At 64.2% G+C, this 12,340-nt stretch carries 13 protein-coding genes; 6 read left to right on the top strand and 7 right to left on the bottom strand.

The annotated features are described in order from the left end of the window. Window positions 1-86: 86 nt before the first annotated feature. The 3 genes from J5J83_RS01670 to J5J83_RS01660 all read left to right on the top strand — a co-directional run bounded on the left by J5J83_RS01670 (window position 87) and on the right by J5J83_RS01660 (window position 1,369). Entirely contained in the window at window positions 87-383 is a 297-nt protein-coding gene (locus J5J83_RS01670; protein ID WP_212344497.1) for a DUF6156 family protein, read from the top strand. Window positions 384-500: 117 nt separating this feature from the next. After that, window positions 501-1,142, top strand: coding sequence for a YitT family protein (locus J5J83_RS01665; RefSeq protein ID WP_212344490.1), 642 nt, complete (start codon window positions 501-503; stop codon window positions 1,140-1,142). A 2-nt stretch (window positions 1,143-1,144) separates the two neighbouring features. Then, window positions 1,145-1,369, top strand: coding sequence for a hypothetical protein (locus J5J83_RS01660; protein ID WP_212353634.1), 225 nt, complete (start codon window positions 1,145-1,147; stop codon window positions 1,367-1,369). A gap of 41 nt (window positions 1,370-1,410) precedes the next feature. On the opposite strand, the gene ylqF is transcribed toward J5J83_RS01660, so the two are convergent. Then, window positions 1,411-2,337: a ribosome biogenesis GTPase YlqF gene (gene ylqF / locus J5J83_RS01655; RefSeq protein WP_212344489.1), complete on the bottom strand. Its 927-nt coding sequence runs from the start codon at window positions 2,335-2,337 to the stop codon at window positions 1,411-1,413. Between the two features lie 315 nt (window positions 2,338-2,652). On the opposite strand from ylqF, the gene J5J83_RS01650 reads away from it, so the two are divergent. The 3 genes from J5J83_RS01650 (at window position 2,653) to J5J83_RS01640 (ending at window position 6,016) form a co-directional block, all read left to right on the top strand. Next, on the top strand, window positions 2,653-2,862 hold the full coding sequence (locus tag J5J83_RS01650) for a cold-shock protein (RefSeq protein WP_108948709.1): 210 nt from the start codon (window positions 2,653-2,655) through the stop codon (window positions 2,860-2,862). A gap of 142 nt (window positions 2,863-3,004) precedes the next feature. Further along, on the top strand, window positions 3,005-5,011 hold the full coding sequence (locus J5J83_RS01645) for a DEAD/DEAH box helicase (protein WP_212344488.1): 2,007 nt from the start codon (window positions 3,005-3,007) through the stop codon (window positions 5,009-5,011). After that, window positions 5,012-6,016 (top strand): serine/threonine protein kinase, encoded by a 1,005-nt coding sequence (locus J5J83_RS01640; RefSeq protein ID WP_212344487.1) that lies wholly within the window; start codon window positions 5,012-5,014, stop codon window positions 6,014-6,016. A 57-nt stretch (window positions 6,017-6,073) separates the two neighbouring features. Here the strand turns inward: J5J83_RS01640 and tssE are convergent, their stop codons facing one another. The 6 genes from tssE to J5J83_RS01610 are packed head-to-tail and all read right to left on the bottom strand — an operon-like array spanning window position 6,074 to window position 12,340. Beyond that, the gene (tssE, locus tag J5J83_RS01635; RefSeq protein WP_212344485.1) at window positions 6,074-6,595 is read right to left on the bottom strand and encodes a type VI secretion system baseplate subunit TssE; all 522 of its coding nucleotides are present in this window, start codon (window positions 6,593-6,595) and stop codon (window positions 6,074-6,076) included. Then, window positions 6,582-7,295, bottom strand: coding sequence for a type VI secretion system-associated protein TagF (gene tagF, locus J5J83_RS01630; RefSeq protein ID WP_212344483.1), 714 nt, complete (start codon window positions 7,293-7,295; stop codon window positions 6,582-6,584). The genes tssE and tagF overlap by 14 nt, the downstream gene beginning before the upstream one ends. Next, window positions 7,292-8,104, bottom strand: a complete 813-nt coding sequence (locus J5J83_RS01625; protein ID WP_212344482.1) for a protein phosphatase 2C domain-containing protein — start codon at window positions 8,102-8,104, stop codon at window positions 7,292-7,294. The genes tagF and J5J83_RS01625 overlap by 4 nt, the downstream gene beginning before the upstream one ends. After that, complete coding sequence (tagH, locus tag J5J83_RS01620; RefSeq protein WP_212344479.1) at window positions 8,104-9,885, bottom strand: type VI secretion system-associated FHA domain protein TagH; 1,782 nt, start codon at window positions 9,883-9,885, stop codon at window positions 8,104-8,106. The genes J5J83_RS01625 and tagH overlap by 1 nt, the downstream gene beginning before the upstream one ends. 12 nt (window positions 9,886-9,897) lie before the next feature. Next, window positions 9,898-10,344 (bottom strand): hypothetical protein, encoded by a 447-nt coding sequence (locus J5J83_RS01615; RefSeq protein ID WP_212344476.1) that lies wholly within the window; start codon window positions 10,342-10,344, stop codon window positions 9,898-9,900. A 40-nt stretch (window positions 10,345-10,384) separates the two neighbouring features. Further along, a complete protein-coding gene (locus J5J83_RS01610; protein WP_212344473.1) occupies window positions 10,385-12,340 on the bottom strand; it encodes a serine/threonine-protein kinase in 1,956 nt (651 codons plus the stop codon).

Here is a 12,340-nt window from a genome sequence, read left to right as displayed (position 1 = left end):
TCGCGCACCGCGCCTGCGCCCCCCTGTTTGTGGCGACCCTGCCTGTATGCAATCATTGCCCGATTAACCCTACAGGCAGAAAGGCCATGAGCACATCTTCACGCACCACACGCTATTTCGTCACTTACAGCGGCGTCAAGCTTCCGTTCAAGCTGGTCAATGAACTCGGCGCGAACGAACTCGACAACCGCAATACCTACTTCCAGGGCCACTTCGACGAGGCCGATCGCCTTGTCGGCTTCGAAAAACTGGCCTATGGCGAGACCGAACTCGTGCATCGTTACGTCTATCACGACAACGGCACGCTGAAACAGGCGGAAATCACGGATATCGATGACGAAACCACGTCGATCGAGTTTGACGAATCCGGCCAGCAGATCTGAGCGCCCCGTCAGACCTGTACGCGCAACGGCCACGACGACGAACATGACGGAAATCCCGCGCTACGAGACGGCCACCGAACCGTTATCATCGCAGCACAACCCCGCGCTCAGGTCGTCATGTCCAAGGTTCCATCGAACGTCAGCTCAAACACCACCGCGGAACCGCCCGCCCGTCACGGCCTGCTCGACGACGTACAGGGCCTGCTCGTCGGCACCCTGTTTCTTGCCCTGTCGATCTCGTTCTTTCGCGATGCAGGCATGCTCACCGGCGGCACGGCCGGTCTGGCCTTCCTGATCCACTACGCTTTCGAGCTGCCATTCGGGCCGGTCTTCTTCGCCATCAACCTGCCCTTCTACGTGTTTGCACTGCGCGCGCTCGGGCGCGAATTCACGCTCAAGACCTTTTGTACCGTGCTGCTGCTCTCGGTGTGTACCGAGTGGCTGCCCAGCCTGCTCAGCATTGCCCGCGTCGACCCGGTCTTTGCAGCAGTCATGGGCGGGCTGCTTGCCGGCACCGGCTTGCTGATGCTCATTCGGCACCGCTCCAGCCTGGGGGGCGTCGGTGTCCTGGCGATCTACCTGCAACAGCGCAAGGGCTGGCGGGCCGGCTGGGTGCAGATGGCGGCGGACTGTGTGATCATGGCATTGTCGCTGCTGGCGGTGGATGCCCGTCTGGTGGGGCTATCGGTGCTGGGCGCAGTGGCGGTGAATTTCGTCATCGCGGTCAACCACCGTCCCGGCCGCTATTTCGGAATCTGAGCGTGGCCGTCGATATTGCCGAGTTGGGCCGCTGCCCGACCTGCCAGCGCTGGGCAGGCATGCGCAGGCTAGGCGAAGACGGCCACAGCGTCGAACTCGACCCTGCCAACAATCGTGGAAAATGCACCGAGGGGCCATGGCACGGTTCGCTGCGTGGACCGCGCAACGCTTGCGGACAATGGCTGCAGTGGGTCGAAATCAGGCCGATCGACGCGGCCAGCACCTGAGGGCACCGCTGCACGGCAGCCGTAAGCCGTCCAGGGCAGCGCTACTCGTCTTCGTCCTCGTCGTCATTCCGAGCAAGATCGGGATTCACCGGTGCGGGACCGTTCGCCAGCGCCGCCGCCAGCATCTCGCCGCGGCTGTCCGGCGTCTCGAGACTGATCCGGCCCAGCGCACCGCTGCGATAGTCGAGCAACAGGATCTGCGCAGCCTTCTCCAGATCGAGCCCGCCGCCCTTCTGCAGGCAGCCGCGACGGCGCCCGACCTCTTCGACCAGTGCCGGGCCGTCGAGCGTGGACGGATCGATGCGGTAACGCGCCGCGAGCAGGGCCGGATAGCGGCGCAGCAGCACTTCGCCGAGAAAGGCTGCAACCTCTTCGTCGATCACCGCATTGCGGCCGATCGCGTGGCTCGCGGCGAGCATGAAGCCGTCGGCGTCATGATCGATCTTGGGCCACATCAGTCCGGGCGTGTCGGTGAGCGTCAGCCCGGGACCAAGGTCCAGCGTCTGCTGACTCTTGGTCACTGCAGGTTCGTCCCCCACCTTGGCCACCTTGCGCTTGATCAGTGCATTCATCAGCGTGGATTTACCCACGTTGGGGATCCCCATCAGGATCATGCGCAGTGGCTTGATGTTGTCGCTGCGATGGGGGGCCAACTGCCGGCACAGGCCGGTGATGCGGGCCACGTCCGCCGGCTTCTTGGCCGAGATCGCCACCGCCTTCACCCCCGGCTGGCGGTTGTAGAAGTCCATCCATGCCTGGGTCGCCTGCGGGTCGGCGAGGTCGGCCTTGTTCAGCAGCTTGAGGCACGGACGGTTACGAAACCGGCGCAATTCGCCGATCATCGGGTTGCTGCTGGCCTCGGGCAGGCGGGCGTCGGTGACCTCGATGACGACATCGATCGCGGCCAGCGTCTCCGCGGCCTTGCGCCGCGCAGAATTCATATGGCCAGGGAACCACTGGATGGGCATCGGAAATCCGGACAAACGGAAAAGGGGCTGCATTATCCCATCATCGGGCCATCCTTGAGCGCGCCCGCTCACGACGATGCATTGCAGCATCGTCTCCGTCATATCCCGGACAACAATCCGAACATTAAAAAAAACCCCACACCCCAGTAAAAACGTGTATTGTGGCGTCGCAGTCGATTCAAGCAGTTGTCTTTGTGGTGTCGTTTCCGCGTGTTCGTTCCGCGAACTTTACGGTTTGATTCCCTCGATACTTGTTTCTTGATCGTTCCTGCACTCCGGGCGAAAGCCCTTATTCATGTTTTTAAGGAACGCAAAATGAGCACTCAAACCGGTACCGTCAAGTGGTTCAACGACGCCAAGGGCTTCGGCTTCATCACTCCGGAACAGGGCGGTGACGACCTGTTCGCTCACTTCAGCGAAATTCAAGGCAAGGGCTTCAAGAGCCTGGCCGAGAACCAACGCGTCGAATTCGAAGTCAAGAACGGCCCCAAGGGCCTGCAGGCAGCCAACATTCGCCCGCTCTGATCAGTTCTTTCTGATTACGCATAACGCGGCCTGCGGGCCGCGTTTTTGTTTTTGTGGTGCCGGCCAGCCATACTTGGACATTGTTCAGGCTGCAGATCACCGCGCCCCCTGGCCCCGGCCTCACTGAGTTTCACCCTTTGCCATGACTGAATCCATCGAATCCTTTGCCCAGCTGGGCCTGCCCGACAATCTGCTCTCGGCGCTTGCCGAAGTCGGCTACGAAACGCCGTCCCCGATCCAGGCCGCGTGCATCCCGCACCTGCTGGCCGGACGCGACCTTCTCGGCGAAGCCCAGACCGGTACCGGCAAGACGGCCGCCTTCGCGTTGCCGACGCTGGCCATGCTCGACGTCGCCGACACCCGCCCCCAGGTCCTGGTGCTCACGCCTACGCGCGAACTCGCCATCCAGGTGGCCGAGGCCTTTGCCAAGTACGCCCACCACCTGAAGGGCTTCCATGTACTGCCGGTCTACGGTGGGCAGAGCATGGTGGTGCAGCTGCGCCAGCTGTCGCGCGGTGCCCAGGTCATCGTCGGTACGCCGGGCCGGGTCATGGATCACCTCGAACGCGGCAGCCTCAAGCTCGATGCACTCAAGATGCTGATTCTCGACGAAGCCGACGAAATGCTGCGCATGGGCTTCATCGACGACGTCGAGTGGATTCTGGATCACACCCCGGCAACCCGCCAGACGGCGCTGTTCTCGGCCACCATGCCCAACGTCATTCGCGACGTGGCGCGTCGCCATCTGCGCGAACCGGAAGAGATCAAGATTCGCGCATCCACGTCCACCGTGGCCAAGATTCGTCAGCGCTACTGGCTGGTGCGCGGCGTGGACAAGCTCGACGCCCTGACCCGCATCCTCGATGCGGAGGAGTCCTTTGACGCGGCCATCGCCTTCGTCCGCACCAAGATCGCGACCGAGGAGCTCGCCGACAAGCTCGCCGCCCGCGGCTATGCCGCGGCCGCGCTTAATGGCGACATGACCCAGGGCCTGCGCGAACGCGTCATCGAACAGCTTAAGAACGGCAGCCTCGATATCGTCGTCGCCACCGACGTCGCCGCCCGCGGTATCGATGTGCCGCGCGTGAGCCATGTCATCAACTACGACATTCCCTACGACACCGAGGCCTATGTGCACCGGATCGGCAGAACCGGGCGCGCCGGCCGCGAAGGCTCGGCGATCCTGTTCGTGGCGCCGCGCGAGACGCGCATGCTCAAGACCATCGAGCGCGCCACCCGCCAGCCCATTGAACCGATTGCACTACCCAGCCGTGAGGAAGTGTCCACGCTGCGGGTGAACCAGTTCAAGCAACTGGTGCTCGACACCCTGGGCAATCAGGATCTCGGTTTCTTCATGGACGTCGTCAATGGCCTCGTCGAAGAGAATGAACTCGACGCCCACGAGATTGCTGCCGCCCTCGCCTTTCTCGCCCAGCGTGAGCGCCCGCTGCAGGTCGAAGAGTCGGGACGTGGCTGGGACCTGGCCACCGCGCCCAGCAGTGCCGGCGGTCGCCCGCCACGCGAGGAGGTCTTCACCACCGGTGCCGCACGCGAACGCACGCAACGTCCGAATCGCGACGAGATCCTCGCCCGTCGCCGCTCCTTCGCGGATGGCGCATTGGCACGTTATCGCATCGAGGTCGGCCGCAACCAGGGCGCGACCCCCAAGGAAATCGTCGGTGCCATCGCCAACGAAGGCGGCATCGACGGTCGCTTCATCGGCCAGATCCATCTTTTCAACGATTTCTCCACCGTCGAGCTGCCGGCCAACCTGCCCGACGACCTCCTGAGTGTGCTCAAGCGTACCCGCGTCAAGCAGTGCACGCTCAACATCCGTCCGCTGACCGACGCCGAAGCACTCGCCACGCCGGAGCGCCCGCGCGCGCCACGGCCAGAGCATGGCGCCCGCCGCGAACACGAACCGCGCCGTGAAGACAGTGGCTACGAGCGTCGGCCACCGCGCCCTGCCGGCGGCGAAGGCAAGCCGGCATGGGGCAACAAGCCCACGGGCGGCTACGGCAAACCCGGCGCACCGGCCAAACCGTGGGCCGGCGCCCCGCGCAAGGACGAGCGCGGTCCCGGACGTGCCGGCCCCGGGCGCTCTGCCCCCTACTCGGCGGACAAGCCCAAGAAGCGCAGGGAAGACTGAGTGCCGAAGGCCGCAGACAGTCAAGCCCCGTTCGCGGGGCTGACCCCGGACTTCGTTCTCGACGCGCTCGAGAGCGTCGGCCTGCGGCCCGATGGCAGGCTGCTGGCGCTCAACAGCTATGAAAACCGCGTCTATCAGATCGGCATCGAGGACGGACCGATGCAGGTGGTCAAGTTCTACCGCCCGGCCCGGTGGACCGACGCCGCCATCCTCGAAGAGCACGCATTCACCGCCGAACTCGCCGAACGCGAGATCCCGGTAGCGCAACCCATCATCATCCGCGGCAGCACCCTGCATGCCCACGCCGGCATGCGCTTCACGCTGTTCGAGCGCCTCAGCGGCCGTGCGCCAGAGCTCTCCGACCCGGCGACGCTGGAGTGGTTGGGCCGTTTCATCGGCCGCATCCACGCTGTCGGCGCGCTGCGCCCCTTCAAGGCGCGCCCGACGCTGGATATCGCCAGCTTCGGCGAGGAGCCACGCAACTGGTTGCTCGCACACGATTTCATTCCGCCCGATATCCTGCCGGCGTGGAAGAGCACGGTCGACCAGGCGCTCGACGGCGTGCGCCGCTGCTTCGAGCGCGCAGGCAAAACCACCTCACTGCGCCTGCATGGCGACTGCCACATGGGGAACGTCCTGTGGCAACAAGGCGAATCCAGCGGTCCGCAGTTCGTCGATTTCGACGATGCACGCATGGGGCCGGCGGTGCAGGATCTGTGGATGCTGCTCTCCGGAGAGCGCCACGAACAGGTCAGGCAGCTGGCCGACGTGCTCGCCGGCTACGAAGATTTCATGGACTTCGCACCGCGCGAACTTCACCTCATCGAGGCCCTGCGTACGCTGCGCCTGATCCACTATTCGGCATGGCTCGCGCGGCGCTGGAACGACCCCGCATTCACCTCGGCGTTTCCCTGGTTCAACACCCAGCGCTACTGGCAGGACCGTGTCCTCGAGCTGCGCGAACAGATTGCGCTGATGGATGAGCCGCCGTTATGGCCGGCGTGAAGCCCATCGTTTGATGCTCGGCGCACGCGCATGCGCCGGCCTGGCCATCCGCACCATCTAGCGTCGCCCGGCTCTTTCCGAGATGCTCTCGACCTCAACCGATCCACCTTCGACATGCCAACGTGCCCGGATCGAAAGCTCGATCGGGTGCGGTTCGAACCAGAATGCCGCGTGAATTCTCAGCAAGAGATGGGCGTGCGATTTTCCCTCCTGTTCGGGGACGACCTCGACGATCAGCGATTCCGCGAGAATTCGCGGTTCGAACCGGAGAATGGCCTGTTCGATCCCCTTGGCGAGTTCCTGCGCCTCCTTTTCGGAGCGATGCAGGCCCGTCGCACAGGGAATGCCGAAGTTGACGACCGAGTGCGATGCGTGGGGAAATGCGCGCAACTCGCCTCGGTGGAATGCCGTCGTACTGTTCAGCAGCCAGCGCAGGTCTCTCAGCACCGATTCCTGGTAGGCCGCACGCCCCTGTGCCCGCCCGGGCGCGGCCGCCTCCGCCGTGGGTTCGGTGAGGCGGTCGAGGAGCGCAGGCAGAAAACCGGCACGGCTCACGGTCGTTGTGTCATGTGTGCTCACGCCCGACCCATCCTCCCATCAGCAGCGCGAACAGCGCCGCATCCGGCATTCCACCATGAATGAATTGCAGCGGCGGCTTCTTGGGTGAGGGCTCGGCCCACCAGTAGCTCGTCATGCGCCGTTCGCCGAATTGCGTCTTGAGCCCGGGCCATGAGAACCATGCAGCCCCGGACAGGGGCGCCGCCTCGATACCGAGATCGGCAAGAATACCGCCCGTCCCCTCCGCCCCCACGCCCACCTGCCTGTCCGCATCGGTGGCCAACTCGAGCGCCGGCAGCACCGCGTCGACCGGAAGCCCATCACCGACGACTTGGCGAATCAGGCGGTCGACCGCGTACAACCAATCGCTCGTCGGCGGCAAGATGTCCGTGATCCGCGCCGGGTCGAAGGAGCGCAATACGATCAACGGCGAGCATCGACCGATGCGATCAATGCTCGGCGCAAAGCAGCCGGTCAGCGCACCGTCGTGCCATAGGCCGGCATTCATGACGAAGTGCCATACAGGCGAGACCAGGTAGGCCTCACGCCAATCGACACCGCCGCGATCGACCAGCGCCTTCATACCATCTTCGCACCATCCCCCGACGCTTTCACGCAGCGACACGGACAGGCCCCGCCCGGCAAAGTCACCCACAGCGGGGAGTTTTCCGAACCAGCCCAGCACCGGCTCCTCCTCACGGCGCGAGAACGGAAACCTCATTCTCCACGTGCCCCGGCAGTCGATACGGCAGAGATGGACGGTGCGGGCGCGCCCAGAATCCGGGTAACGGATATCCTCTTTCCCACCCACACTGCCAGTGCGCTGAAGTTGTCGTCCACCGTCCCCCCCTCTTTCCTGATCATGTCGACCATGACCTGTACCCAGGCCTCGGGCGTCTCGGCGTCCTGCAATGTTGCCTCCATGCCGTATTCGTCGAGCGCGTCCCAGAATCCGTCACTGCACAGCAGAAAGACATCGCCCTCGGCCAGAACGAGCGGTTCGGCGCCAAGTGCGGTCGGCGGCATTTCCTCCGACCCCACCGATGCATAGAGCGCATTGCGGTATGCACTGCCGCGAATCGGTTCCCGCGTGTAACCCGCATCCAGCATGGCCTGAACGACGCTGTGATCGTGTGTCAGCAAACGTGCCCGTCCATTGCGAAAAAGATAGATGCGGCTGTCTCCAAGATGCCCCCAGCAGGCCTGACCGGCGTTCAGGTCGATCAGCAAGGTCGCCAAGGTGGTGTTCATCTCCGACATCTGCGGATGAGCGGCCCTCGCCCTGAGCAGGGCATCGCGTGCAATCTCGAGGCTCCAGTCGGCGCAGGTGCAATGGTGGACGGGCGACTCACGAAAGCGCCGCAGGACCTCGTTCACAACGGTGCGAGCGGCAAGGGCGCCACCCCGGTACCCTCCGGTACCATCGGCGAGAACGAAACAGCCGATCTCCTCGGTGGCACAGAATCCCACGAAGTCATCGTTGGAGGCCTGCCCGCCTTCGTCCGTGCAGTGTGCAATCGCCAGATGCATCAAGCCGCTCCCTGATCGCCGTTCGAGCCCGACGAAGCGCGCGCCTGAGAAACCTCCTCATAGGCCTCGAGAAATGCGGCACCAAAGAACTCCTGGAAGCGATCCTCCGCCAACTCGCGCGTATTCTCGAAATATCGTCCGTAGGCGTCCCACAGCCGCGCCTTCCGTCCCACGGACAGTAGCCCTTCGATCAAGCCGTTGGTATTGGCGTTGCGTGAAATCGCCTCCGGATCGAAGCGCTCCAGTACATGTCCGAGTGCCGAGCGCATTCCCGAAACCATGCCCACCTGGTGCGCATAGAGATCCCCATAGGCCTCATCGATGGCCTCGAGTGCCCCCATGAACCCCGGGTAGGGACGACCAAGCAGGTACATCATGGCCACTTCCCCATCGGGCGAGAACTTCAGCGGGTTGTTCTTCACTGGCGCAATCACCGTCACGTTCGCCCTGACTTCGCGCTTGACCGCCGCCCTCGCCGACATCAGGCGCACCGTTCCATGTGTGGTGGCCTTGAGCAATTGGCCGATCAGGCGCATGAAATCGGGATCGATCGCGTGCCTGTCCGGTAGCGCGTCGATCCCCAGTCCTTCAAGAAGCGCCTGGTAGAGTTCATTGACATTGGCTGCCGTGTCCGCGTTGTCAGCAACCCGTGATGCCTTGGGCGCCGCGGCCTGGGGTCTTCGCGGTGGTACCGCCCCAACCGGCGGGAGCCGTTCGCCACGATCCTGGCTGAACGCGCCCTGGCGGCCCGCAACGCCGCCATTCGGCTTCGCCTCCGCACTCGCAGGGGCCGCCACCACATCGGCGACGTTCAGGAAATCGTCGTCCGGGATGAATGCTGTCGGCCGCACACCCGCCGCGGCCGCCGAGTCCGACGCTGAGGACGCGTCCGCCCAATGCCCCTCTGCCGCTGCTTCCGATACCGGGAGAACGAAGGGTGTGCTCAATTCGACACGGTGATTGACGCTATGGCTTTCGCTCGATGGCTTGGGGTGCTGCAGGATGCCCATGTCGGCCAGGTCTAGATCGACTCCGTCCACTGCGCCGAAGATCTCCAGCGGATCCGATGACGTCTCGGACAGGACCGCTCGGGCAGTGGATGCGGAAGGGTCGAGCACAAGAGACTGAGCCAGCGCATTGTCGTCGATGCCACGAACCAGGGCATCGCCCTTGCCCGACAGATCCACCAGATCGACCCCGTGCGTCCATGCCTCACCCAGTGGATCGATGTCCGACATCCGGACGCTGCGAGTCTCGAGAATGGCATCGACATTTGCATCCGCAGTTGCATCAGCATCGGTCACGCCAGCTGCGGCCAGCGGTGTCCCGCCGCACAGGGAAGCGATCTCCGCCTCGACGGACCCGATTCCGCCACGCCCACTGGCTTCGTACTCGGCCGCCACCGACCTTGCAGGAGAGTCGCGCACAATGAGGTCGCCACCGTCCGCGCAGCGCGTATCCTCGCCCCGATGCTCACGAATCTCGAGCACATAGCATCCCACGGTGACCCGGTCCCCGATGACGACGCGACAGCTCGCCCCCGGGGCCAGCGAAACATCGTTGACCAGCGCAGCATTCGATTCGCTGATGTTGGTGAGGGACATGCCGTCTGGCGCACACAGCAGTTCGAGATGGCGTCTCGATACCACGCGCATCGGGTCGGGCAACACGACGGTATTGCGCTCGTCACGCCCGATCGTCCCACCGGAGTCGGGCAAAACCGCCGCAATCGGCAGAACCGGCGCAATGTCGTTATAGGTAATGGCAACAATTTCAAGCATGGAAGGATCCACTTATCGTGACTGGCGGGATTCCCAGCGCAAGGTAATGCGCTCTCCCGAATCGATATAGAACTGCGCGAGCACCGGCGCTGCATGCAAGCGCTCCACCCGGACTTCGTGCTTGCCCGGGATCAGCGTGACGAGGCGGGCACGGCTCGCGTCCTGGACCAGGCCGATTGCCTGTCCGTCCACGAAGACCTCGCCGGTCACGCTGGTTTCAATCACAAGGAAGGACGCGTCGGAACCGCTGCGTCCCGTCTCGATCGAGAGCGCGGACGCCATTGCCTGATCGTTCGCCGGAGCGCCAGCGCCGATGCCACCGCCAATGGGAAACGTACCCCCGGCGCTTGTCTCGCGCGCCTTTCGCACCATCACGTGGTCGATCGACACCGACGGCACGTCATCGGCCGAAGGCGAGTCGAACAGGATCGAACATCCGCCCAATATTGCCAAAGACATCAATCCGCATAAGACAGACACGGACGCACGGCGAGACGCCTCACTGCTTCGTAAAGTCATGACGGATCCGATAAGTTTTTCCGGCCTCGACGAACAGGCTGACCGTCCGCGGCGGGTGCGTCTCATTGCTGATCACGACCTCGTTCGCCCCCAGCGCGGCTTCGATCTGCACCCGTGGTGGCGCAACGCCGACCAGCTGACCGTTCAGATAGACGTTGCCCCAGGGCGCAACCGTGACCTCCACCACGCCATGATCGAGCACCTGCCGGGTCGCATCGGTCGCCTCCGTCGCCGCGCCTTCCGCTGCGGGGACAGCTGGAACCGACGTCGCGCCGGCGGGCACCTCGGTGCCCTGTAGTGCCACCTGCCTGACCTCGCCGCGACCAACGACGCCCGCATCGACGACCTTGCCTACCGGCGGCGCCTCCGGCGCGCTTGCCGGCTGAGACGCAGCGGTCTGAGCTGCCGCGGCAACCGTGGCCGGGCTCACTGCTGCCGGGCCGGCACCCGGCCCCTGCTCGGCCGCCAGCACGATTGGCGGCGCTGATCCGCGCTCCACGCTCGCGCCCGGTGTCACAGCCTCATCATGGGCGATCACCTCGTGCATCGGCGCGGAGACCGAGGCAGCGGTGGACGGAGAATCGGCGGCGCGCGCCACTTCGGCATTCGCGCCGGCCGGCGCAGGCTGAATGCCAAAAGGCATGGCTTGCTGCTCGGTTGCGGCGATGGCCACGCCGTCATCGAGCGATGTCGGCTCGCTGTTCATGGATTGATAGATCAGAACGCAGCCGGCAAGCGCCCCGATCGCGCCCGCCGCACCGAGCACGCGCCACAATGCCGACTGGCGTTGCGGCACGGAAGCCGGACGCACGGTCGAGATTGGCGTCGACCGAGGAGGCGCGCGATCCGCCCGGCCGCCTGGGTCGCTCACCTGCGCACGTCCCGACGCCGTGGCGGAGTGGTCGGCACGCCCATGCGTGACAGGATCAGGCGATGCGGTCGGAGGCGCCACTGCCGCCGGGCGTTCCACCGGAGCGGCAAGGTCGGGGGCGAAGCCCACGCCATCTCGGCCCGCTGCTGCCGAAGCATGCAACAATTCGAAGAGTTCATCGACGGACTGAGGGCGGCTGGCCGGATCCACCTTCATCCCGCAATCGATCGCATGCAGCACCTCGGCACTGAAGCCTGCCGGCGCTCGCGTACTCAAAGGCACCAACGGATCGCGCATGATTCGCGCGACCGACATCACCGGCATGTCGCCCGTAATCAACTGGTAAGCCACCGCACAAAGCGCATACAAGTCGGTCCATGCGCCCTGGGGTGCGAGCTGCCTGTCATTGCTGTACTGCTCGACGGGTGCGAATCCCGGTTTCAGGATCACGGTGGAGTGCTCCGCCTCGCCCACCAGAATCGAACGCGCGGCACCGAAGTCGAGCAGCACGGGCTCACCGCTCTCCAGCATCAGGATGTTGTCGGTCGCGATGTCGCGATGGAAGCAACTGGCCTCATGCAGTTGCTTCAAGCCCTGCATGAGCGGATCGAGAAAGGCCATCAACTCGTCTTCGTTCTCGACACGAAAACCTGCCTGGATCATCTGGTTCAATGAACTTCCCCGGTAATACGGCATGACCATGTAGGCCGTACCGTTCTCTTCCCAGAACCGAAACACCTCGACCAGTGCCGCATGCTTGAAGCGGGCGAGCATGCGTGCCTCGGACAGGAAATACATCAAGCCCTTGGCGAAGGTTTCCGCATGGCGCTCGGAACGCGCCACCACGCTGCCATCGTTCGCCCGTACCGCGTGACTGACCGGCAGATACTCCTTGATCGCAACATCGCGCTCGAGCAAGGTGTCGAACGCGTGATAGACGATACCGAACCCACCTTCGCCGATCACCGTGCGGATTTCGAACTCCTGCAATCGCATCCCCGCCCCAAGGGCATTGAGCGGGTGGATGGCAGTCGGCTTCAACTTCTGAAACGGGGTCGTCGTCAT

Source organism: Azoarcus sp. L1K30, assembly GCF_018122735.1.
In the GTDB taxonomy this organism is placed as follows: Bacteria; Pseudomonadota; Gammaproteobacteria; order Burkholderiales; family Rhodocyclaceae; genus Parazoarcus.
This window is presented reverse-complemented; position numbering and strand designations above follow the sequence as displayed.